Origin of the sequence: Methanomicrobium antiquum (assembly GCF_029633915.1) — an archaeon.
GTDB lineage: Archaea > Halobacteriota > Methanomicrobia > Methanomicrobiales > Methanomicrobiaceae > Methanomicrobium > Methanomicrobium antiquum.
This window is the reverse complement of sequence record NZ_CP091092.1, coordinates 429771-452761: the sequence shown is the minus strand read 5'-3', so window position 1 is coordinate 452761 and position 22991 is coordinate 429771. Positions and strand designations below refer to the sequence as shown.

Here is a 22991-nt window from a genome sequence, read left to right as displayed (position 1 = left end):
TCCTGCTTAAATAATTCTTATATCTTCAAGACGAACGTGCATTCCGTATTTTTTATTCATCACCATATTCACAACTGCTGTGTGGGAGAGGTCAAGCATGCAGAATCCTGGCAGAAAACGCTGTCGCAGACCAATTGTTGGAGGATGGATAAGAGTCTCTGCAATTCCTTCGAATGCGTGCACCTGGTACGCCTGAATGTCATGCGAATCCTCTTTGCGTGCAGCAAGAGGGCCGACAGTATGGCATTCCAAAACTCCTGTGACAGTATTGGCACTTAATACACGAAGGGCGTGATATACCGGACATCCTGGACCTGCCGGCCGTCCGGTTACCAGATCGCCTCTTTTTATATCCCATTTCTCAACTAAATCAGCCCTGAAAGGAACAATATATTTTCTGGCTGAGGGTTCATCCGGGAATGGGCGGAGAACAAAGTCATATTTGTAACCAGCAATATCAGTCCCGCAATATGCAGCATCAGAGACGTTTATTTCATTATTCCTGGAATAATAAGGGCAGTCATCATAGCTTTTCATATTTTTTTCCACACTCTCTGCAAACTCGTCACAGCAGGGAAAACCACAGGCCCCGCAGTCCTTTCCCGGAGAATTCCATGACAATTTCAGTCACCTCTGAAAATATTATCTGCCTCATCAAGAGGACGGATTACTCCAAAGTGATTCTGCCATCCAATCTCTTTCTTACCTATGCATATAGTACAGACTCCAAGAGGGGGGGTGCCCCGCAGTGTGATATCACGCAGGTCTTCAATTTCTGAATGTTCTGTAATAGCTCTCATAAGGTATCTCAGTCCTGTGCCCTGAATTGCATTTGTTTCAATGATATCAACCGATGGTGCAACATTTCTGATACACTGCCGAAACACTTCTTTTTCTGCCTGAGATACAAGTTCGGTCTTTGTAACAACGACTGTATCCGCATGTGCGATAATAGGTGCCATTTTAAGAGGCGAGCTGCTTCCTGAGAGTGCTGATATTACTGCAATACCGAATGACTGGCTGGTATATGGTGTACAGCGAAGGCACAGTCCTGCACTCTCAACTATTAGCATACCGGCATTCAGCTCTTCTGCCCATGAGATTGCATCCTTTAAAACCATAATGCCGGCATGATCCGGGCACAAATCTCCTGAATACACCTTCCTTGTGGGTATGCCAAACTCTTTATTTAGTTCAGTATCCTCAGTTGCCTTTACAACATCAATCTTTAAGTAAGCGGGTTTTTCTGTATCAAGGTATTTTTTTATCAGGTGGCGGATAACAGCCGTCTTTCCACAGCTCGGAGGGCCTGCAACAATTATCAGTTTCATGTATATGCCTCCGTTCCTGATTTTATTCTCTCATGTTTTTCTTTCTCAAAGGACTCTCCATATCGAATTTTTTCCCTTAAATCCAGGAGAAATAAGTCCATTTCAGAAACCTTTTCCATAATCTCTTTCTCTGCCTCTTTTGGAGTTATAACGGCTGTTACTGCCCCGTTTCTCATCACAATGCGCTTGTCGGCGATAAGAGCGAGATAGGGATCATGTGTACTGAATATTACAGCTTTGTTGTATTTCCTAAGGCAGGATACAACTTTTTCCTTATTAATTCCTGCGTTTTCCACCTCATCCAAAAGAATTACAGGTGTTTTATCAATAATTATCGCATCTGCGATTAAAAGTGATCTGGTCTGTCCTCCAGAGAGTTCTGCCATTCTCATATGATAACTGATTTTTTCGCCAGTAAATTCATTTGCAAGACAAATAGTGTCTTCAATCAGTCTTTCTTCACCATTTTCCCTTGCTCTTATATGAAGCCTTAAAAAATCCAGAACATTTAAATCAGAAATAACTCTGGTATTCTGTGTAATCTGAGCTATCGGCTTTTTTGAAGGGTCACAAACCATATCCTCAGGGGGCTCTTTCCCATTAACAAGTATTGTTCTTCCTGTAACAGTGTCCTTTAAGGCAAAAACTTCAATATCATTTACAAAAGCTGTTTTGCCCGAACCTGTGGGCCCGACTATTGAGATGACATCGCCCGGATATATATCAATCCTGTCAAAATTTTCCTCTTTTCCCTGCCGGTCCTTTCCGGCAAGGACTGTCAGTTCCAAAATTTCATTATAAGACATCAGGATTACTATAGGATCTTTAGGCATTAATTAATTATCCCATTATATCAAAAATTTATCCTTATTGGGGTAAACTTTAACAAATATTTAATCATAAAGGATAATTATGTTTAATTATTTGGCAAATAAATCATTTGAGATATTAATTTGGAAGCAGGGATTTAATAGAATGAAAATGTTCATAAAAGAAAAGGTGATGTAAATTTATCAGAATTTATGTGATGACACACTAAAAATTGGATATCTCTCAACAGTATACCATACTTCATTTCTTCTGCAGGGTCCGGGTTTTCTGGAAAAAAGGAAAATTAATGCGAAATGGACTCTTTATCCATCCGGACCTGATATTATATCCGCACTAAAAAAAGGAGAGGCCGATATATGTTATATCGGGCTCCCACCAGCGATAATCGGCATTAGCCAGGGTCTTTCTTTGAAATGTATTGCAGGAGGGCATGTAGAAGGGACGGTGATTATCTCAGATCCAAAGAAAAAGATTCTTTCTGAATGCAGTGGAATAAAAGAATTTTTTATGCAGTTTTCTGGCAGTGCCATTGGAACTCCTCCTAAAGGATCAATTCACGATGTCATAGTGTGCCATATACTTAGCCGTTGCGGTATTTTGGATGTTGAAGTAAAAAATTACGCCTGGGCTGACTTTCTTTCAGATGCCATAAACTGTGGGGAGATTTCAGCTGCGGCAGGGACTCCTGCACTTGTAGTTTGTTCAAAAAGATATGGCAATGTCAGACTTGCAGTACCGCCTGATTCTCTCTGGAGTTTTAATCCCAGTTATGGAATAGTTGCAATGACTGACATTATCTCATCAAAGAAGGAAATTCTCCGCAGGTTTTTGTCCGCACACGAAGAAGCATGCGAAGCTATAAGGAAAAACCCATCTGCATGTGCAGAGATGGTATCAAAAAATTCAGGTATGTTTGATGAGGATTTTGTAAAAGAAGCGTATAATATATCTCCAAAATATTGTGCATCACTTCCGCCTGAATACATTAAATCCACAATGAAATTTGCAGATACTTTGTATAGTCTTGGATATATTAAGGAAAAAGTTCCGGAAAATTTAATTTTTGATACCTCATTAATAGACAGCATTCACAAAGAAAAGCATCATTACAACAGCCCCGTCTCATTTAAGGATGAAAGTGAGAGCAAATAGAGAGGAATTAATATGGATTATAGTTTTGATTTTTTTAATTTAAAAGATGAGGAAAATTTTGCCGTTATCTAAAGAGGTATAATAACTGTTTGCAGATAATTACAAAATCGCATCTGAATTGTGTTAGTATGGCTTGAAAAATGTAAATTGAATAAAATAGATGAATTTAGGTGAAAAAAAGTGTTTTCAAAACAGGAGCTTGACAGGTATAAAAGACAGATACTGTCTTTTGGTGAAGAAGGGCAGAAAAAATTAAAGGATGCAAAGATATTTGTTGCCGGCGCCGGAGGGCTGGGCTCTCCGATATCAATATATCTTGCAGTTGCAGGAGTCGGGACATTAGTTGTTGCCGATAAGGATGTTGTTGAGTTAACAAATCTCAATCGTCAGATTCTTCACTATAATCGGGATATCGGGAAGAAAAAGACTGAATCAGCAGAAGAAAAATTAAATGCACTAAATCCTGACATCAGAGTAGAAGTTTTGGATGTCACAATTGATGAATCAAATGTATCAGAACTGGTCGGTGATAGTAGTGGAATTGTGGACGGAATGGATAATTTTCCAACCCGCTACCTCCTCAATGATGTTGCCATTGAAAAAAACATCCCTCTCTTTCACGGTGCAATAAGAGGATTTCACGGTCAGGCAACAACAATAATTCCCGGCAAAACCGCATGCCTTCGCTGTCTTTTTCCAAAAGCACCGCCTGTTGAAGTTTTTCCTGTTGTCGGTGTAACTCCCGGGCTAATCGGTATGGTTCAGGCAACAGAGGTAATCAAATATATAACAGGTGAAGGAGAACTCCTGAAAAACAGGCTCTTTATATGGGATGGGATGCAGGCACGAACAGAGGAGATACAGTTTGCCAAAAATCCCGCATGTGTGTCATGTGGAAATCTGATGAATAAGGAGTGAGGAAGATATGAGAATTAAAATTAAATTTTATGCACGTTTCCAGGAGTATTTTGGAAGTGAAATCATAAAGGAAATAGATAATAATTCATCTGATACGCTGAAAAACATTGCAAAATCAGTTACAGAGGACAATCCTGAGGGACAGGCGTTTATTTTTGATGATGCAGGCAATTTCTATGATTATGTTATTCTTATGAAGAATGGTGAGAGGATTTATTCAGACAATGCAGATGAAATTTTTGTTGAAGATGGTGATGAAATAAGGATTTTTCCACCAGTCTCCGGAGGATGAAATTATTTTTCTCAAAATATCTGTTTTAGGAGATTACACTTTTAATGGCAGATATTAATATTAATAATTCCCTGAATCTGCAGGGTATGTAGGAATAAACTGGTTTATTTTATTTCCGGTTACAATTATACAGAATTATTATGCAGACGCCAAATCCCAATGAAAACATTAAAGATGGTGACTCAAGGCCTATTCTGACAGGTCCTCCCTTTTATCTGCCGGAATTTGAGAAGTCACACAGGTATATCATAGATGAATACGAGGTTAAATATCGCGATATTGCAATTTTTATGCCGTGTGCTATAAAAAAGCCATACAGCCAGAGTCCAAGCCACAAACTTATCAGAATGATAATCTCACAGGTTCTTCCTCCTGAGAGTTATCATATAGTCGTTTTTGGTACCTGCGGAATTGTTCCGGGAGAACTTGAAGAGATGTACCCGTATGCGCATTATAAGTACATGCTTGGAAAGGTCAATGATGAGAAGATAAGAGAGGATTTTCTCAGAATCGAGACCGATAGGGTTGCTGCATACCTTGAAAAGACACGCGATGTATACAAATACCGTGTCGGCTATTGCCTTGGCCTCTTTAGAGAATCTCTTATCAGAGGCTCGAAAAAATCCGGTGTTCCAATAGATCTTCTTCTTCCGTCAGGCGAAAAGATACAGAGAATTATTGAAGAGGAGGACTGTACATTTCAGGAAGGTAGTCTTTCAATGGATGACTATCTTGGTGAATTTTGTGATGAACTTTTAAGGCTTAGAAAATTTGTTTTGAATAAAAATGAGAAATAACTCATTTTATGGTTAAAATTCCTAATTCTATCTTAATAACTAATTTTTTGATTTCATACTTTTTTAACATCCTGAATAACAGAATTTATTTATAATCAGGAAGAGATGCTAATATGTAAAAGTTAACAATTGTGAATTTTTTCTGACAGACAGGAAAAAAGAAAAATTAAAAAAAATTTAAAAAAAAGTTTTGTTGGGATGATTGAAAATGGTGAAAATATATGAAAATATCACCGATACAATAGGAAATACTCCTCTTATACGCCTTAATAGCATTACAGAAGGTCTAAATGCGACTGTGATTGCAAAGGTTGAATCATTCAATCCAATGGGAAGTGTAAAGGACCGGATTGGAATCGCAATGATAGAGGCAGCAGAAGAAGCAGGGATTTTAACTAAGGATAAAGAAATTCTTGAGCCTACGAGCGGCAATACAGGAATTGCTCTTGCAATGACGGCTGCTGCACGCGGATACAAAATAACCATTGTCATGCCTGATACGATGAGTGCAGAGAGACGGATGCTTGTTAAGGCCTTTGGTGCGAATCTTATCCTGACGCCTGGAAAAGACGGTATGAAAGGGGCAATTGCACGTGCAGAAGAGATAAAAAAAGAAAACCCCGACTCCTTCTTCATGCCCCAGCAGTTTAAAAATCCGGCAAACCCTCTAAAGCACATGAAGACCACTGCAGAAGAGATCTGGCGTGATACCGGCGGCAATGTGGATGCTGTTGTTGCAGGTGTCGGAACCGGCGGAACAATCACCGGAATTGCAGAAGTGATAAAAGCCAGAAAAAGTGATTTTAAAGCAGTTGCTGTTGAGCCGTATTCATCGTCAGTTCTCTCCGGAGAGAGTCCGGGTCCTCACAAAATTCAGGGTATTGGTGCGGGTTTTATTCCTGATACTCTGAAGGTAAGTCTTGTTGATGAAATTATCCGGGTAAAGGATGAGGATGCATTTGAAACCGCACGTAAACTTGCCCGTGATGAAGGAATTCTTTCAGGGATATCCTCCGGTGCAGCACTTTATGGTGCATTAAACCTTGCCGGACGAGAGGAATATGCAGGAAAAGTTATTGTTGTTATTCTTCCTGATACCGGTGAGAGATACTTAAGCTCCGGTTTGTTTGAAGAAAGGACTGATTGAGATGCCATTTCGTTTGCAGGAAGATATCAGAGCAATAAAGTCAAAAGACCCTGCAGCCCGCTCTGCAATTGAGGTAATGTTTTGCTATCCGGGACTTCATGCACTATGGTTTCACAGGCGTTCGCACTGGCTGTGGAATCACGGACTAAAATTTTTTGCAAGACTTCTCTCTCATATAAGCCGTTTTTTAACAGGAATCGAGATACATCCCGGGGCTAAAATAGGACGCAGGGTAGTAATTGATCATGGTATGGGAGTTGTTATCGGCGAAACCGCCGAAGTCGGAAATGATGTTTTAATATACATGGGTGTTGTTCTTGGAGGAACTGCACTTTTAAATGTAAAACGTCACCCTACTGTGGAGGACGATGTTGTGATAGGTTCGGGTGCATCAGTTCTCGGCCCGATTACGCTCGGAAAAGGCTCAAAAGTCGGTGCAGGTGCAGTTGTTGTAAGATCAGTGCCTGCGGGTGCAACCGTTGTCGGTGTTCCCGGAAGAATTGCCGGACCGGAAGGGAACATTGAATCCGGAAACGGGGGCCCTGAGAGTATGCCTGATCCAATGTTGAGAGTTATAAGCCGGCTTTTAGACAGACAGAGTCAGCTTGAAGACAGAATATTAAGCATGGAAAAGGCATTTTTATCAGGGGGGAGTCCGGTAATAAGTTCTGAAATGGTCTGTAAAAACGAGATCCTTGAAGCTTTAAAAGAAGTCATTGATCCTGAAGTGGGTATTGATATTGTTGATCTCGGTCTTGTTAAGGAGGTCCGCGTGCAGGGAAATGAGGCAATAATTGATATGATTCTGACAAGCAAAACCTGCCCTCTTGTCAATTATCTTAAATCACAGGTGGAAAGAAAGGCGCTCGGAATCTGCGGAATAGACAGTGTTTTAGTAAATATTCTTGATGAACCCTGGAACTGGGACCGATTTGTCAGGCAGGATGGAAATTTAAAGAAGATATGAAGATGATTTAATGGAGAAACAAAAAAAACGCTTTGATTAAAAACGTTCATGAAATTATCATTTCATGCAACAGTTTCATGTAAGTTACGAAGTAACTTTCATGTAAAAATAAAACCCTTGCTTCAATTAAAATGAGGTAATAATATTAAAAAAATAAACAGACAAACAAATTATACTTCATCCATACTTCCGCTTCTGTAACCGCCGATATCAAGGCAGATATACTTAAATCCGGTATTTTTTAATTCCTTTATGATAAAATCCTTATTTTCAAGAAGTGTCAAAAAATCCGAAGGCAAAACTTCAATTCTTGCAATATCGCCGTGAAGCCTTACCCTGAAATTATTAAATCCAAGTGAAAAGAGGATGTCCTCAGCTCTTTCAACCATTCCCAGCTTTTTTGGATTTATCTCATCGCCATATGGTATCCTTGAGGCAAGGCAGGCTGAAGATGGTTTGTCTGCAAATGAAAGTGCAAGTTCGCGTGCAATCTCGCGAATTTCATCTTTGTTAATGCCGGCTTTAATGAAGGGATGCAGTATCCCTGCCTCATCTGATGCCTTTATTCCCGGCCTGTACTCACCAAGGTCTGAGACATTCTGCCCGTCAGCTATGGCAGTTATATCATAGTCTTTGAGAAACTCTTTTATTTTTCCGGCGATGTGGCTTTTGCAGATATAGCACCGGTTTTTAGGGTTTGAGGAAAGACCCTCCACAAGAAACGGATCAAAGTCTATAACTTTTAACCGGAGTCCTATTTCAGCGGCAGTTTTCACTGCGTTATTATATTCTCTATTTGGTATCAGAGGACTGTTTAAAAAAATTCCCAGAACATTGTCACCAAGAATTTCTACAGCAACTGCTGAAAGAAGAGAACTGTCAACCCCTCCTGAATATGCAATTGCAAGTGATTTTCCGGAGCTGAGGTCTTCTTTTAATTTATTGAATTTAGTTTCAGTTTTGCTCTTCATGTCCGGAACTATTTTAGGTTATTATCATTCGCCGCATCCGTCATCTGTTCTGATAATCTTACATATGGCGCACATTCTTGATGTCAGATCTTTCACTTTTCCATCTTTTAGGTCTTCTGCAAGCAGTTTTAATTCTTCTCTGACCTCGCTTTCAAATTCAATTCTGTACCCTCTCTTCTTTGAAAGATACTGTGAGACTGCCGATGGTGCTATGCCAAGCAGTTTTGATGCCTGAAGACTTGAAACACCCATTCCGACAAGCTCTTCTGCAAGAGCGGCGCGTATTGCAGGGATGACATCCCATACTATTTTCTGACAGGGTAGATCCATAATTACCACAACATTTTTTATTTGAAAAGTATTACAGTTATGTAATTCACAATTGTGAATTGGATGTATAAATAAATATTGATTTCGGTTATGTTTCCTTCTCTCCTGATTAGTGATCTGATATTTATGGGAGATATTTGGAATATATAAAAAATAATTAATGTTACGGCCATGGAGTTTTAAAATGAAGCTAAAAATAAAGTTTTTTGCCAGATTTGCAGAAATTTTTCCAAAAGAGACTGATTTTGAGTATGACGGTGAGAATACAATATATGAAGCATTAAAGATGTTTTGTGAAAAATATCCAAAAGGAACTGAGAGTATCTTCAATCAGGACGGAAGTTTTCAGGATTATGTTCTGATTATGCACAATTTTGTCAGAATTGATAAGGATAATGTAAAGACAATCCAAATCGTTTCCGGTGATGAAATTGCAGTTTACCCGCCGGTTGCAGGGGGGTGATTGAAATATCTGTAAGAGTTACAAATGATGATGCGGATATAGCAAAGCTTGTAGAAAGCGCTAAATCGAGTGCAATGGGTGCAATTGTTGTATTTGACGGGATTGTCAGAGATGATGATATTGAGTGGATTGAATTAAGCGCATATGAAGAGGGTGCGCTCTATGAATTCGAGGCAATAAGAGAGGATGCAATTAAAAAATTCGGGCTTTTATCGGTTGATATTATTCACAGAACCGGACGCTTAAAACCCGGCGACAATATCCTGATAATTGTTGTGGGTTCTCCTCACCGAAAAGACGCATTTTTTGGATGTGAATACATCCTTGAAGAGATTAAGAGAAGGGCACCTGTGTGGAAGAAGGAATTTCGAAAGGGTGAAGAGCAATGGGTTGATGCCCACATAAATAAAAAAAATATTGAATAATTCTCTTAACCTCTTTTGCAGCAATCAAATATGATTCCTTATACTTTCATGAGAATTTTAGGTTATATCAAGCATCCTCTCAATTGCTTTTTTTGCCTTTATGGCAACTTCATTTGAAACTACAATCCGGGGTTTCAGGCTTTTTAAGGAGTCTAAGACATCAGACAATTCTGTTTTCTTCATATTTATACACACTGCTGTCTCTGAGAGCGGATAAAATATTTTGCCGGGGCATTTCTTTTCAAGCTGGTGTAAAAGTCCGACTTCAGTTCCTATAATAAATTCCTTTGAACGGCTTTTGCAGGCATGGCGAACCATTCCTGATGTTGAAAAGACGTGGTCTGCCAGATCAATAACCTCCGAACGGCACTCAGGGTGAACAAGAACTTCAGCATCCGGATGAAAACTTCTTGCAGTCTTCAAATCATCTGATGTTATTCTGTCATGAACGTAACAAAAACCCTCCCACGGCAAAATCTGTTTTTTGGTAAACCGTGCCACATATGCAGCGAGATTTCGATCGGGCAGGAATATTATTTCCTGCTCATCAAGGGACTCAACTACAGCGACCGCATTTGCAGATGTGCAGCAGATATCACTTTCAGCTTTTACTTCCGCAGATGTATTCACATATGCAACAACAGCGGCTTCAGGGAAGCGTTCACGAAGTACCTTAACCTCTCCTGCGGTTATCATCTCAGCCATCGGGCATTGTGCATCTGCTACAGGCAGAATAACTGTTTTCTCAGGTGATAACACTGCTGCGGTTTCTGCCATGAAATCAACACCGCAGAATACAATTACTTCTGATTCAAGATTTGCCGCCGCTCTTGCAAGTTCGAGCGAATCTCCTACAATATCAGCTATATCCTGCACTTCCGGCAGCTGATAATTGTGTGCAAGAATAGTTGCATCTCTTTTTTTTTTCAGTGAAGTTATCTGCTGTAAAGTGGATTTTGTGTCTGTTTTATTATTTTGTTTTTGAATAATATCACAACCTTTTTTAAGATATTCAATAGTTATTATTTAGTCAGTCACAATTGTGAATGTTTCGGCATGAATTAATAAAATACAATGTTAAAGGTGATAACTAATGCCACGGGTTCTTACTAAAAAAGATATATCAATCCTTAAAAAAATTGCTCCTGAATCTGAGGGGTTAATCTGCAAAGGTTCAGGCAGTCCTTACCGTTCAATTCTCCCACCGCTTGCAAACCATTATTCAAAAGATTTGAAAGACTTTTTAAAAAGGCTTGAAATGCTTGATAATCATGAAATCCGTTATCTTGTCGGACTAATATATGATGGCAGCGAAAGCCTTGGATGCATTCCTGTTGAATATATGGAAGGTTTTATGAATTTTATTTCAGAAAGAATTGGAGAGGAAAGTGCAGTTTCGGTTTTAAAATGTTTTGAAGAGACAATTGAGTGTGAAACCAATTTTATCTGAATAATTACTATTTTTCTGCACTATTAAAATCAGAGTTACAGAAATTAAAAAAAAATTAACCTTTTTCGGTTATTAGATCAGATATCTCTAAATGGCGTTAAATCACATCCTGTGCATGGCAGGCACATTGTTTTTGCCAGTCCTGCATCAAGGTTGTTCTTCTTTAATATATCGCGCGTCATCGCAGAAAGTCTGATAAGGCGCTCTGCTGTAGGTCGTTCAATTTTAATTTCTCCTATTCTTAAGGGAGATTGTGAAATTGGTCGAAGATTTGGAATAATGCCCATCTCGGAAAGCCTTGTAACACCGTTTTTGACGCATTCATCATCCTCTCCAAGACCAATAATAAAGTTTGAACTAACTGAATTTCTGCCGAAAATATCTACTGCTCCTTTGAGGCTTTCAAGGATGAAATCCAGGGAAAGGCCCGGACAAACTTTTTCAAAGATTTCAGCGTCCATCGTTTCAACATTATATTTTATCTCATCTGCACCGGCATTTTTTAGAATTTTTGCAGAATCTGAAGTTGGATATACTGAAACACCTATTGGAAGGTCATATTTTTCACGAAGCATCTTTACTATCAGAGCCATACGCTCCACTTCTTTCTCTGGTGATTCAAAAACACCGCCGGTAAGAGAAATTGCAGAAATATCTCCTTTTTCACAGGCTTCTTCAACCATTTTAAGAACTGTTTCCGGTTTTTTTATGCCGCCTTCAAGTTTAGGGACAGGGCAGAATTTGCAGTCATAGATGCAGTGTTCACTGACTGTGATGTAAGCCTGCCCGGGGCAGTGACAGAGCGGAAACTCAAGCATACCTTCGGCAATCTGTTTATCACCTTCAATTACAGCTACTCCATCACCACTTTTGATTACTTTCAGTGTTGATGAGCTATTTATTGAAAGGCGGACTCTCCTTTCACCTGATCTGATGAAAAAAGATTCCCCGCCCGCGCCCGGACCGGCGGTAGCCTTTGTCTTTAATGTATTCTCAAGCAGCAATTCAGAATCTATGTCTGCTGAGCCGATGCTGATGAGATATGCTTTATCTTCAGCTGTCATGTTGCGCATTGTTTTTTAACACTCCTGTTTAGATAATAAAATTCACATATGTGAATTGATGTGTGTAATAGTCTTCGCGTATGGTTTTATTGTTTTCCAATGTTTCATAAAATTAAAAAATCAGGGATTTTTTTACGGAATTTATTTACAAAACCATAAGAAATTTTAATTCACTGAAGCTAATTTTTTTTAATTCGGAAAAAACGGTTTTATGAAGTTACACAATAAAGGAATAAGAGATTATTATGCGGATAATTTTGCCGGATAAAAGTATAAAGAATATTTCTTCATCGGCACCAATAGAAGAGATTCTCCTGGGGCTTGGTTTAAACCCTGCTTCTTTTATTGTTGTAAAGAACGGAAGTGTTGTTCCTGAGGATGTAAGTGCAGGTGAAGATGATGAAATAAAACTCATTACAATTTCACATGGCGGATGATTGATTGTCAGCATCAGGTACAGGCTCTGAAAACAAGTGCGGCCTCTGCGGAAAGCCGGCAGTAATCCGGCTTAGTAATTCCAAAATAAGGCTATGCAGCGGGCACTTTATAGAAGAGGCGGAGAATCGGGTATATGCTCACATAAGAAATAATGAGATGATTTCTCCAGGAGACAGAATTCTCGTAGGCTTAAGCGGGGGAAAAGACAGCACAGCCCTTCTTCTTATGCTTCATAGTTACCTTTCAGATTTCAAAGAGGCAGAACTTGTTGCAGTGACGGTTGATGAGGGGATTTCAGGATACCGTGAAGAGACTGTTGAAGCGGCAGTGAACCTTGCCTCAGAGCTTGGTATTGAGCATCACATAATCTCTTTTGATGAAATTTTTGATACAAATCTTGACAAAATTGTCGCCGGAAAAGATGTTCGTGCATGCAGTGTCTGCGGGGTTCTTAGAAGGCGGGCACTAATTATTGCTGCAAAACGATTTGGTGCAACAAAAATTGCAACCGGTCATAATCTTGATGATGAGGCACAGTCGGTTCTCATGAATCTTCTCCGCGGGGATTTACCCACACTGATGCAGGATACATCATCAGGATATCCGGGATACTTCATTCCAAGGATTAAACCCCTCTCTGTTCTTTTTGAAAAAGAGATTATAACTTATCTTCTTCTCAGGGACTTCTACCGCGACCTTCCCGAATGCCCGTATGCAGGCACTGCCATGAGATTGGAAGTTCGCATTATGCTTGCCGAACTGGAGCAACGTCATTCCGGCACAAAAGGGCATCTTATGAAATTTCAGGAGACATTAAAGCAATCCTGCTCTGAAAAACCTAAAGGCAAATTCTATAACTGCCGAATTTGCGGTGAAATCTCAAGCAGCGAAGTCTGCCAGGTATGCAGGCTTTTAAAGCATGAATGAATAACGGTAGGGGGGCCTATTTTCGTTAAATTTTCAAATGATTCCTTTTTTTATTATTGCGGCAAAAATTGCCCTGTAATGAACTGTTAAATTGTTAAGAGATTAAGTATAGTATAGAGTTCTCACACATGTGAAGATTGCCGGCCAAGGTGGCGGAGAGGCTACGCGGTCGCCTGCAGAGCGACTTTTATCCCGGTTCGATTCCGGGCCTTGGCTTTTTGGCGGTTAAAATTTAACTGGTATTGTTCTGATTATTGCTTTATGCTTCCGTCTATTTGTATGGTTTTGTCAGTAATCGTTACCTTCTTTCCTGCTTTTTCAAGAGCCCTTTCAATTACAACCCTGACTCCGCCACAGCATGGAACTTCCATATGGAGAACTGTTATTGATTTTATCTCATGGTTTGAGAAGATCTCTGAAAGTTTTGAAATATACCCTTCAATGTCAGAATCCAGTTTGGGGCAGAAGATTATCAGAATTCTTCCTGTTAAAAAATCGGTATGAAAATTTGGGTAAGCGAACGGGACGCAGTCCGCAGCTACCAGTAGATCAGCATCATCAAAAAATGATGATGAGGGATTTAAAAGTTTTAACTGAATCGGCCACTGCCGGAGTTCTGAGGGATTTCTAACATACGCAGGCTTTGATTTTATGTAAGGACTTTCATCCCGTTTGATAATCCGGGTAGCAGAACCGGGACATGTGCCGATCTGATTTTCACATATCTTTGTGCCTGAATTTTTGCTATTGTTATGCTCCGGAATGGGGACTTTATTCTCAGTAAGATATTCGATTGCAGTGTTGTAGTATTCCTTTTCGCCATGGGAGGAGAGGTGATCAAGATGAGCTTTTATGACCGCTTTTCCCTGCCGTACGATATTTGCCATGACTGTCTTTTCGTTGTAGGCTTCTGCTTCCCGCTCTATTATTGAAATTGCTCCTTCAGAGCATGTGCCGATGCAGGCTCCAAGTCCGTCGCAGAAGAGATCACTAACAAGCCTTGCCTTTCCTTCTATCAGCTGGATTGCTCCTTCGGGGCAGTCAGGGATGCATAGCCCGCAACCTGTGCATTTCTCTTCATTAATGTTTATTATCTTTCTTTTCATAAACAGGCCCTCTGTGTTTTTCAGTAATACCGGCAGTTTCATTTGCAGGGCTAAAATTCTTTTCCTCTCAGGAGAAAATAATTTTTGCTATGATTAGAGAAAAATTCAGCATAATTTACTATTAAACTGATTTACAGAATCCATTATGAATGGCAACTTCTGACCTTAATGCAATTTCCGGAATTAAAAATTATTCCATTCACATTTTAAAATTAAAGATTTTCTGATTTTTTTTTTATTTTCATCATTTAATGATATCCCTTTTATGCGCCTGAAAACAGAGTAAATATTCATCTTCCTGCTTCTTACAAATCCTACAATAGTAAGTCCTGCAATATTTGCAGCCTCAACGGCAGCAGTCGTTGTTGCACCACGTGAGACAATTACAGGAATATTTGCAACCAGACATTTTCTGACCATCTCTGTAGAGATTCTTCCGGAACTGACAACAAAGGTTTTGGAAAAGTCAATATTATTTAAAAGGCCGTAACCGATAACCTTGTCAAGTGCGTTGTGCCTGCCGATATCGTCACATATTTTCAAGGACTTTCCTTCTCCATCAAAAAGACCTATTATGTGAATTCCTCCGGTTAACTTATGAAGATCAGACTCAAGCGTCTCTTTTACTGCATGTCTGATAACCTCAGGTGAAATAACTAAATCAGATTCGATTTTTGGGAGATGTCCTGCATCAAGAAATGATGTACTTCCGCCGCAACCGGAGAGGACGGTTTTATGTGACGTTAAAATTGCAAACGGATTTTTTGTGAGGATACTTGCCCTGTTATCCTCAATTCTGATGGACTCTATCTCATCAGTTCCTTTGATAATTTTTTCGGTAAATAAAAAACCAATAACAAATTCCTTAATCATCACCGGACTTATCATCGCTGTTAGTGCATGTCTTCCGTTTACAATAACAGAAAGCGGAGTCTCTTCAATGACACTGTGATTTCCTGCGGCAAATGAATCATCTTCCACCCTGATTATTTCCAGATCTTTGTACATCACGACACCTTCCTTGATATCTCCTCAATTGTTGCAATCAGAATATCGACTTCCTCCGGATTATTATACAGATATGTACTCACACGGACTGTTCCAGACTCAAGACCCAGATGCTGCATAAGGGGCATGCAGCAATGTTCACCTGATCTGACCATGATTGCTGAAGCCTCATCCAGAATATGTGCAACTTCATGTGGGTGCATTCCATCCACAACAAATGATACAACTCCGATTCTCCTCTCATCCGAATAAGGGCCGATAATTTTCACATGGTCGATGCTACTTAGACCATCCAGAATCCGTCCGGTCAGGCGCTCTTCGTGACGGCGAATTGTGTTCATACCAATGTCATTAAGATAATCAACAGCTCTGCCAAGCCCAATTGTGCCGCCAACAGGCGGTGTTCCCGCCTCATATTTCTCCTCTCCAAAAGCAGTCGTAAAGTTTTCTGCTGTTACCGATTCAATAGAACCGCCTCCGATATGAAGCGGTTTTAAGTCAGGCCGGCGCATCCACAGTCCGCCTGTTCCTGTCGGCCCAAGCATTTTATGTCCTGAAAAGCAGAAATAATCACAGCCGATATCTGAAACATCAACAGGGATATGCGGAACTGACTGAGCTCCGTCAACCAAAAGCATAGCATCTCTTTGATTGCATATCTCTGCAATTTCATTAACCGGAGTGATTGTTCCAAGGACATTTGATGCATGTGTAACGGCAACAAGTCGTGTTTTGTCAGAAATTAGAGCTTCAAAAGAGTCCGGATTCAGATAACCTTCAGAATCAGGTTTTACTATATCAATTTTAACACCATATTCACGGAGACGAAGCCATGGAAGAAAATTTGAGTGGTGGTCAAGAACTGTTGCTATAACTCTGTCCCCGCTTTTCCATTTTATTCCGCCGGCTACCATACCGATTGCTTCTGTTGTGTTTTTGGTAATTGCCAGGCTTCCCCCATCGCCTCCTATAAATGTTTTAATTTTATCATGAGCGTTTTTGTAACGCTCTGTTGCCACAACTGACAGCCTGTGCACACCCCTTCCAATGTTGGCCCGGTAACGAAGGTCATAATCATTCATCTCTTTTACTACCTGTACAGGCGTTAGGCTTGTAGCAGCACTGTCTAAATATATTAGTTCTCTGGTTATTGGGAAGTCTTTTCTGCTGTCTTTTATTTTCATAAAGATCCTCTGATTACTACAAAAAGTATCAGACACACCAACTATGAATAAATTTTCAACAGAAAGCGTTTATGAAATTATGTTTCATGCAACTTTCATGTGAAATTTTATTCATCGCATTCTGGCGATAAAAGCAGATAATGCAGTGCCGATATCACTATCTTAAACCGTGATGATATATAATATTTCACAATTGTGAATACACTTAAAATTTGCAGAGTTTCGCCAACATAGATCGTAAAGACAGAAAATAAAAGGTTCATGCGCTAATGCAGAATTATGCGGCAAAAATTGCCATATTAACGATTTAATTAATGATTAAAGCCTTGTAATCCATACTTTCGGGGCGAAAAGATTATGTACTCACAATTGTTAATACTATATTGCAAGTTCACAATTGTGAATAGATTTGCCAGAATGGCGGAACGGCTACGCGGTTGACTGCAGATCAATATATCCCGGTTCGACTCCGGGTTCTGGCTTTTTCCGGAGGCAATAATGAATACACGTATAAGTAAAACATTTGAAGCGCTATTTGCGCTTGAAGATATCCGTGAGGTGCTTAGAGGAGCCCTTCCTACAGGTCCGGATGCTGACGAAGAGGCAGCATTAAAAGAAGGTGTTGCACGTGTTCGTGCAATTCTTGATGATCTTGAGGCAGGGACCGGAAACGCACAGCAGTCAAAAATTGCAGGCATTCTTGATGTCCGCAGCAGAGAGGAGGAGTATATCAATATCCAGCCGATTCAGGCCGCAGGGAGACTTACTCCTGAGGCCAGAAAAGCTCTCATTGCATATGGTGACGGCTACTCAACCTGTGATGCCTGCCGAAAACCATTCAGGCTTGATAAGATTCAAAAGCCTCCGATAGCCTCATTTCATGAAGACCTTGCAAAGTTTGTCAATATGGATGTTGCCCGTGTTGTTCCGGGAGCACGACGTGGATTTCAGGCTGTTGCTTCATCGCTTGTGAATAAGGGAGATCCTGTAATTGTATCGGCTCTTTCTCATTACACAGAATTTCTTGCAGTTGAAGGTGCAGGAGGAATTGTTCGTGAAGTGCCGCTTTCGCCAAAAAATCTCATGGAACCTGATAGTGCTGCTGAGAAAATAGAGGAAGTTATCAAAAGTGATGGTAAAACTCCGGCACTGATGATGATAGATCATGTGGATTACCAGTTTGCAAATATCCATGATATAAAGGGACTGGCAAAGGTAGCACACCAGTATGATATACCCTTCCTCTGCAACGGTGCATACACAGTTGGTGTAATGCCTGTTGATGGAAAGGCACTTGGAGCAGACTTTGTTGTCGGCTCAGGCCACAAGAGTATGGCATCGCCTGCCCCCTCAGGAGTTCTTGCAACAACTGATGAATGGGCAGGAAAAGTATTCCGGACAACTGCAATGACCGGAGATGTGACAAATCGTAAGTTTGGAATTAAAGAGGTTGAAATGCTCGGGTGCACGCTTATGGGCGGCACTCTGATGGCAATGATGGCATCTTTTCCGGCAGTTCGTGAACGTACAGCCCGCTTTGAAGAAGAGGTCAAAAAGTCGAATGCATTCATTGAGGGTCTTTTGGAAATAGAAGGCACAAAGGTGCTCTCAGAGTATCCAAGAAAGCATACTCTCTCTAAAGTGGACACTACAGGAAGCTTTGACAAGGTTGCACAGGTGCACAAACGCCGTGGCTTCTTCCTCTCGGATGAACTTACAAAACGGGGAATTGCAGGCGAATTTGCCGGTGCAACCAGGGCATGGAAGTTAAACACCTACGGACTGTCCTGGGAGAAGATCAATTATCTTACCCGGGCCTTCCAGGAGATAGCAGAAAAATACGAAATCCCGGTAAATAAGGGATATATACAAAACTAAATCAAAAATATGGCATAATTTCAGGATACTGCAAAAATCAGATTCCTGAAAAACGCTCATGTAAAATTTAATGAGGAATCAAAATGACTGGAAATAATTTCCGCCTTGGAACAACAGCCCTTCATGCAGGGCAGGTGCCTGACCCGACAACCGGGTCAAGGACAGTACCGATCTATCAGACAACATCATATGTATTCAAAAACACAGAACACGGAGCAAATCTCTTTGGTCTTCGTGAGCTTGGAAACATTTATACAAGACTGATGAATCCGACAACAGATGTGCTCGAACAGCGTATCGCAGCGATAGAAGGAGGGACAGGAGCAATTGCAACGGCCTCGGGAATGGCTGCAATAACCTATGCACTCCTGAATATCACACGTGTTGGTGATGAGATAGTCTCGGCTGACAATTTATATGGTGGAACATATGAATTATTCAACCATACCCTGCCCAAATATGGAAGGAAGGTTGTTTTTGTTGATTCAGGAAATCCTGAAGCCTTCAGGGACGCGATAACCTCAAAAACACGGGCAATATATGCCGAAACTATTGGAAACCCAAAACTGGACATTCCCGACTTTGAGAAGATATCAAAGATTGCCCATGAGAATGGAATTCCGTTTATAGTCGATAATACAACCGGTATCGGTCTTGTCCGTCCTATTGATCACGGGGTGGACATAGTCGTTTTATCTGCCACAAAATATGTCGGAGGGCATGGCAATTCAATAGGAGGAGTAATTGTTGATTCCGGAAAGTTCGAATGGAACAACGGCAAATTCCCCGAGTTCACCGAACCTGACCCCGGTTATCACGGGCTTAAATACTGGGATACCTTCGGGGATTTCCCCGGTCTTGGCAATGTTGCATTTGTCTTTAAAATAAGGGTTTCTCTTATGAGAGATACTGGTGCTGTAATAAGTCCGTTTAACTCATGGCTGCTCCTCATAGGTCTGGAGACGCTTCATCTGAGAGTCTCCCGTCATTCTGAAAATGCACTGGCAGTTGCAGAATACCTAAAGACTCACCCGAAGGTTTCCTGGGTAAACTATACAGGACTTCCGGAGCATCAAAGCCACAAACTGGCACAGAAATATCTCAACGGAGGATTTGGCCCGCTCGTTACATTTGGTGTGAAAGGCGGTGAACAGGCAAGTATAAAGGTAATAGACAGTCTTAAACTCTTCAGCAACCTTGCAAATATTGGCGACTCAAAGAGCCTTGTCATACATCCGGCATCAACAACACACCAGCAGTTAACTCCGGAAGAACAGGCATCAACAGGTGTCACACCTGAAACTATTCGTCTCTCTATCGGAACAGAGGATATTGCCGACATAATTGATGATTTAAAGCAGGCATTAAACGGGGTGTAAAGTTATAATGGATGTGTCGGTCGGACTTGTTCAGACTCATCAGGAAACCTTTTATGACCCTCTTTTTCTCGACAGCGGGGCATCGTTACCCTCATTCACTATAGCTTATGAGACCTATGGCAGGCTTAATAAAGAGAAGAGCAATGCTATTTTAATCTGTCATGCCCTTACAGGCGATGCACATGCTGCCGGTATCCATGAAGGTGAAACCCGGACAGGATGGTGGGAAAATCTCATAGGGCCAGGAAAAGCTTTCGATACCGACAGGTATTTTATCATCAGCTCAAATGTAATCGGCGGGTGCAAAGGTTCAACCGGACCTTCATCTGTTAATCCTGAAAAAGGGGAGAATTATGGTCTATCCTTCCCGAAACTAAGCATACGGGATATGGTCCATGCTCAAAAAAGGCTCGTTGAATATCTTGGTATTGATAGCCTCGCGGCTGTAGCCGGAGGATCAATGGGCGGAATGCAGGCACTCCAGTGGGCAGTCACATACCCTGGTTTTGCACGAAAAATCATTGCAATTGCAACAACAGCACGTTCAACTCCCCAGCAGATAGCCTTTAATGAAGTAGGAAGGCAGGCGATAATGTCCGATCCTCTCTGGAAAGACGGAAACTATTCAAAGGATAAACCTCCCGTCAGCGGGCTTTCTCTTGCAAGAATGATAGGGCATATTACATATCTGTCTGATGAGGCTATGCATGAGAAATTCGGGAGAAACTTCCAGGATAAGGATAATTCAAAGTATGATTCCCCAACAGAGTTTCAGGTTGAGAGTTACCTGCATCATCAGGGTACCTCATTTACAAGAAGGTTTGATGCAAACTCCTACCTATACATAACAAAAGCTCTGGATTACTTTGATCTTGCCATAAATGACTCTCTTACAGCAGGTTTTGCCGGAATAAAAGCATCATTTCTTATTGTTTCGGTCTCATCTGACTGGCTGTATCCTCCATATCAGTCTGAAGAAATTGTCAGGGCACTCGCGGCAAATGATATTGATGTTCAGTACTGCGAGATCAGATCAAAATACGGTCATGATGCATTTCTCTTAGAACATGGACAGATGAGCTATCTGATTGGCTCTTTTTTGGATCACCTTAATGTTCGCGATGTTATGGAGACAGATACACCGGCAATTATGGAAAATTCATCCATAAATGATGCTGCAAGGGTTATGATAGAAAATTCTGTCAATCACCTCCCCATTACATCAGAGAACGGAGAGCTTATCGGAATAGTGACATCCTGGGATATAGCCAAAGCGGTTGCATGTGATCATAAAAATCTTGAAGATATTATGTCCTGTTCAGTAATTACGGCTTTACCGGATGAGACAGTAACAGAGGTTGCACGGCGGATGGAGGAGCGGTCAATATCAGCTATTCCTGTAGTTGATGAAAAAAACAGGGTTATCGGACTCATCTCAAGTGATGCAATAAGCACGCTTATAGGGCGGTGTAAATGACAAAACCAACGACAGAATCCTTAATTTCAAAAAAATTACAAAGAAAAGAAATTAAAAAAAAATCTGATGCCACCAGTCCACAAAAACAGGTCTGGATGGTACGTTACTCAGAGGTATTTTTAAAATCGGATCCTGTCCGCAGAAAGTGGGAGAGGACAATAGTTAACAGTATAAAAGAAGTGCTTCCAAATGCTGTCGTGAGAGATGAACGAGGGCGAATATGGGTCGAAGGAGAAGTTGATCCAGAGAAACTTAAGAAAATCTTTGGAATATTTTCATTCTCACATTGTGACGTAGTAAACTTAAATTCCCTTTCCGAAGGCCTTGTATCATTTTGTGAGAACCACAACCTTTCTAATGCAAAGAGTTTTGCTCTCAGAATCAGGCGTATTGGAGAACACACTTTCTCATCCAGAGATGTTGCTGTAAAGTATGGCGAGATTGTAAGAAATCATTACCCACATTTAAAAGTTGATCTTAATAATCCTGATAAGGAGATCCATATCGAAATTCGGGATGATATCTGCTTTCTCTATGACAGTGTTGAGCAGGGTGCAGGCGGAATACCTTCGGGAGTTGAGGGGATGGTTGTTGCACTTGTCTCCGGAGGTATAGATTCTCCTGTTGCGGCATATATGATGATGAAACGCGGCTGTAAGATTATTCCTTTATATGTCGGGCTTGACGGATTTTTAGATGAGACAAACCTTGCACGGACTGAGACCGTAATGAAGACATTAAGAGATTATCAGCCTGACATTGAACTCCTGGTAGTCAAAGATTCGTTCCTTTTAGATGCGCATAAAGAACTGGAAAAAAAGGATCAGGAGCGTTATACATGCCTCATATGCAAACGCAGAATGTACAGAATTGCAGCAGAAGTTGCCAGAAGAACAGGGGCAAAAGGTTTTGTTACCGGCGAGGCAATGGGGCAGGTTGCATCACAGACGCTTGATAATCTGGCAGTACTTACAGATGCAGCAGCAATTCCTGTTTACAGGCCTCTTATCGGATTTGACAAGGAGGATGTAATACAGATTGCCCGAAGGATTGGTACATTTGAGCCTTCCATAGCTTCTGCGAGCGGATGCGGTGCAGTTCCGGATAAACCCTCCACTGCGGCATCAATAGAGATCATTCGAGAAATTGAAAAGAGAATAATAGATTTGGAAGAGGATATGGGAAATCTTTCAATAATTCCGGCAGGTGAATTTCACAATCTTCAGATGAGTATGAAAAAATCCTAAAAAAGTCAGAGAAATTTTTTACATGAAAGTTACTTCGTAACTTACATGAAAATGTTGCATGAAATGATAATTTCATGAACGTTTTTAGGAAAGAAACCATAAGAACTCAGTATAATATAGATAAAAAAATTGATTAACCTGAAGATAAAAAAAGGGTTTAATCTTTCAAAAATTTAAAATGAAATAATTCCTAATGGGAAAAGGAAATT

The 22991-nt window shown here is 40.6% G+C and carries 25 protein-coding genes and 1 tRNA gene; 16 read left to right on the top strand and 10 right to left on the bottom strand.

Going from position 1 to position 22991, the window contains the following annotated elements; translation table 11 throughout:
* Positions 1-6: 6 nt before the first annotated feature.
* The 3 genes from L1994_RS02215 to L1994_RS02205 are packed head-to-tail and all read right to left on the bottom strand — an operon-like array spanning position 7 to position 2164.
* Positions 7-621 carry a (Fe-S)-binding protein gene (locus L1994_RS02215; protein WP_278100064.1) on the bottom strand — a complete coding sequence of 205 codons (615 nt, stop codon included), beginning with the start codon at positions 619-621 and terminating at the stop codon, positions 7-9.
* 2 nt (positions 622-623) lie between these two features.
* Positions 624-1331, bottom strand: a complete 708-nt coding sequence (locus L1994_RS02210; protein WP_278100063.1) for a GTP-binding protein — start codon at positions 1329-1331, stop codon at positions 624-626.
* Positions 1328-2164, bottom strand: a complete 837-nt coding sequence (locus L1994_RS02205; RefSeq protein ID WP_278100062.1) for an ATP-binding cassette domain-containing protein — start codon at positions 2162-2164, stop codon at positions 1328-1330. The genes L1994_RS02210 and L1994_RS02205 overlap by 4 nt, the downstream gene beginning before the upstream one ends.
* Before the next feature lie 175 nt (positions 2165-2339).
* On the opposite strand from L1994_RS02205, the gene L1994_RS02200 reads away from it, so the two are divergent.
* From L1994_RS02200 to cysE, 6 genes are all read left to right on the top strand, one after another.
* Positions 2340-3314: an ABC transporter substrate-binding protein gene (locus L1994_RS02200; RefSeq protein ID WP_341275811.1), complete on the top strand. Its 975-nt coding sequence runs from the start codon at positions 2340-2342 to the stop codon at positions 3312-3314.
* A gap of 180 nt (positions 3315-3494) precedes the next feature.
* A complete protein-coding gene (locus tag L1994_RS02195; RefSeq protein ID WP_278100061.1) occupies positions 3495-4232 on the top strand; it encodes a HesA/MoeB/ThiF family protein in 738 nt (245 codons plus the stop codon).
* A 7-nt stretch (positions 4233-4239) separates the two neighbouring features.
* Positions 4240-4524 carry a ubiquitin-like small modifier protein 1 gene (locus tag L1994_RS02190; RefSeq protein WP_278100060.1) on the top strand — a complete coding sequence of 95 codons (285 nt, stop codon included), beginning with the start codon at positions 4240-4242 and terminating at the stop codon, positions 4522-4524.
* A gap of 140 nt (positions 4525-4664) precedes the next feature.
* Entirely contained in the window at positions 4665-5321 is a 657-nt protein-coding gene (locus L1994_RS02185) for a DUF5591 domain-containing protein (RefSeq protein ID WP_278100059.1), read from the top strand.
* A gap of 208 nt (positions 5322-5529) precedes the next feature.
* Entirely contained in the window at positions 5530-6468 is a 939-nt protein-coding gene (gene cysK / locus L1994_RS02180; protein WP_278100058.1) for a cysteine synthase A, read from the top strand.
* A gap of 1 nt (position 6469) precedes the next feature.
* Entirely contained in the window at positions 6470-7435 is a 966-nt protein-coding gene (gene cysE / locus L1994_RS02175) for a serine O-acetyltransferase (RefSeq protein WP_278100057.1), read from the top strand.
* A gap of 170 nt (positions 7436-7605) precedes the next feature.
* Here cysE and larE read toward each other — a convergent pair whose 3' ends face one another.
* Both larE and L1994_RS02165 read right to left on the bottom strand, forming a co-directional pair.
* On the bottom strand, positions 7606-8406 hold the full coding sequence (larE, locus tag L1994_RS02170) for an ATP-dependent sacrificial sulfur transferase LarE (protein ID WP_278100056.1): 801 nt from the start codon (positions 8404-8406) through the stop codon (positions 7606-7608).
* A gap of 24 nt (positions 8407-8430) precedes the next feature.
* On the bottom strand, positions 8431-8736 hold the full coding sequence (locus L1994_RS02165; protein ID WP_278100055.1) for a transcriptional regulator: 306 nt from the start codon (positions 8734-8736) through the stop codon (positions 8431-8433).
* Positions 8737-8920: 184 nt separating this feature from the next.
* Between L1994_RS02165 and L1994_RS02160 the strand changes: the two genes are divergently transcribed.
* Together L1994_RS02160 and L1994_RS02155 are read left to right on the top strand one after the other, a co-directional pair.
* Positions 8921-9199, top strand: a complete 279-nt coding sequence (locus L1994_RS02160; RefSeq protein WP_278100054.1) for a MoaD/ThiS family protein — start codon at positions 8921-8923, stop codon at positions 9197-9199.
* Positions 9196-9624 carry a molybdenum cofactor biosynthesis protein MoaE gene (locus L1994_RS02155; RefSeq protein WP_278100053.1) on the top strand — a complete coding sequence of 143 codons (429 nt, stop codon included), beginning with the start codon at positions 9196-9198 and terminating at the stop codon, positions 9622-9624. The genes L1994_RS02160 and L1994_RS02155 overlap by 4 nt, the downstream gene beginning before the upstream one ends.
* Before the next feature lie 57 nt (positions 9625-9681).
* On the opposite strand, the gene nadA is transcribed toward L1994_RS02155, so the two are convergent.
* Positions 9682-10611 carry a quinolinate synthase NadA gene (gene nadA, locus L1994_RS02150; protein ID WP_278100789.1) on the bottom strand — a complete coding sequence of 310 codons (930 nt, stop codon included), beginning with the start codon at positions 10609-10611 and terminating at the stop codon, positions 9682-9684.
* A 106-nt stretch (positions 10612-10717) separates the two neighbouring features.
* On the opposite strand from nadA, the gene L1994_RS02145 reads away from it, so the two are divergent.
* Complete coding sequence (locus tag L1994_RS02145; RefSeq protein ID WP_278100052.1) at positions 10718-11074, top strand: hypothetical protein; 357 nt, start codon at positions 10718-10720, stop codon at positions 11072-11074.
* A gap of 77 nt (positions 11075-11151) precedes the next feature.
* On the opposite strand, the gene L1994_RS02140 is transcribed toward L1994_RS02145, so the two are convergent.
* On the bottom strand, positions 11152-12147 hold the full coding sequence (locus L1994_RS02140; protein WP_278100051.1) for a radical SAM protein: 996 nt from the start codon (positions 12145-12147) through the stop codon (positions 11152-11154).
* A 248-nt stretch (positions 12148-12395) separates the two neighbouring features.
* Between L1994_RS02140 and L1994_RS02135 the strand changes: the two genes are divergently transcribed.
* From L1994_RS02135 to L1994_RS02125, 3 genes are all read left to right on the top strand, one after another.
* Positions 12396-12575, top strand: a complete 180-nt coding sequence (locus tag L1994_RS02135) for a ubiquitin family protein (RefSeq protein ID WP_278100050.1) — start codon at positions 12396-12398, stop codon at positions 12573-12575.
* Between the two features lie 4 nt (positions 12576-12579).
* On the top strand, positions 12580-13503 hold the full coding sequence (locus tag L1994_RS02130) for a TIGR00269 family protein (protein WP_278100049.1): 924 nt from the start codon (positions 12580-12582) through the stop codon (positions 13501-13503).
* A gap of 143 nt (positions 13504-13646) precedes the next feature.
* Positions 13647-13719: transfer RNA gene (locus L1994_RS02125), tRNA-Cys, on the top strand.
* A 35-nt stretch (positions 13720-13754) separates the two neighbouring features.
* Here the strand turns inward: L1994_RS02125 and L1994_RS02120 are convergent.
* The 3 genes from L1994_RS02120 to L1994_RS02110 all read right to left on the bottom strand — a co-directional run bounded on the left by L1994_RS02120 (position 13755) and on the right by L1994_RS02110 (position 16801).
* Entirely contained in the window at positions 13755-14609 is an 855-nt protein-coding gene (locus tag L1994_RS02120; protein ID WP_278100048.1) for an ATP-binding protein, read from the bottom strand.
* A gap of 183 nt (positions 14610-14792) precedes the next feature.
* Positions 14793-15617 (bottom strand): formate dehydrogenase accessory sulfurtransferase FdhD, encoded by an 825-nt coding sequence (fdhD, locus tag L1994_RS02115; protein WP_278100047.1) that lies wholly within the window; start codon positions 15615-15617, stop codon positions 14793-14795.
* On the bottom strand, positions 15617-16801 hold the full coding sequence (locus L1994_RS02110) for an aminotransferase class V-fold PLP-dependent enzyme (protein ID WP_278100046.1): 1185 nt from the start codon (positions 16799-16801) through the stop codon (positions 15617-15619). The genes fdhD and L1994_RS02110 overlap by 1 nt, the downstream gene beginning before the upstream one ends.
* Before the next feature lie 498 nt (positions 16802-17299).
* Between L1994_RS02110 and pscS the strand changes: the two genes are divergently transcribed.
* The 4 genes from pscS (at position 17300) to thiI (ending at position 22782) form a co-directional block, all read left to right on the top strand.
* Positions 17300-18679 (top strand): O-phospho-L-seryl-tRNA:Cys-tRNA synthase, encoded by a 1380-nt coding sequence (gene pscS / locus L1994_RS02105; protein ID WP_278100045.1) that lies wholly within the window; start codon positions 17300-17302, stop codon positions 18677-18679.
* An 83-nt stretch (positions 18680-18762) separates the two neighbouring features.
* Positions 18763-20058 carry an O-acetylhomoserine aminocarboxypropyltransferase/cysteine synthase family protein gene (locus L1994_RS02100; RefSeq protein WP_278100044.1) on the top strand — a complete coding sequence of 432 codons (1296 nt, stop codon included), beginning with the start codon at positions 18763-18765 and terminating at the stop codon, positions 20056-20058.
* Positions 20059-20065: 7 nt separating this feature from the next.
* The gene (gene metX, locus L1994_RS02095; protein WP_278100043.1) at positions 20066-21535 is read left to right on the top strand and encodes a homoserine O-acetyltransferase MetX; all 1470 of its coding nucleotides are present in this window, start codon (positions 20066-20068) and stop codon (positions 21533-21535) included.
* The gene (gene thiI / locus L1994_RS02090) at positions 21532-22782 is read left to right on the top strand and encodes a tRNA uracil 4-sulfurtransferase ThiI (protein WP_278100042.1); all 1251 of its coding nucleotides are present in this window, start codon (positions 21532-21534) and stop codon (positions 22780-22782) included. Before metX ends, thiI begins: the two co-directional genes overlap by 4 nt.
* The last annotated feature ends 209 nt before the right edge of the window (positions 22783-22991 follow it).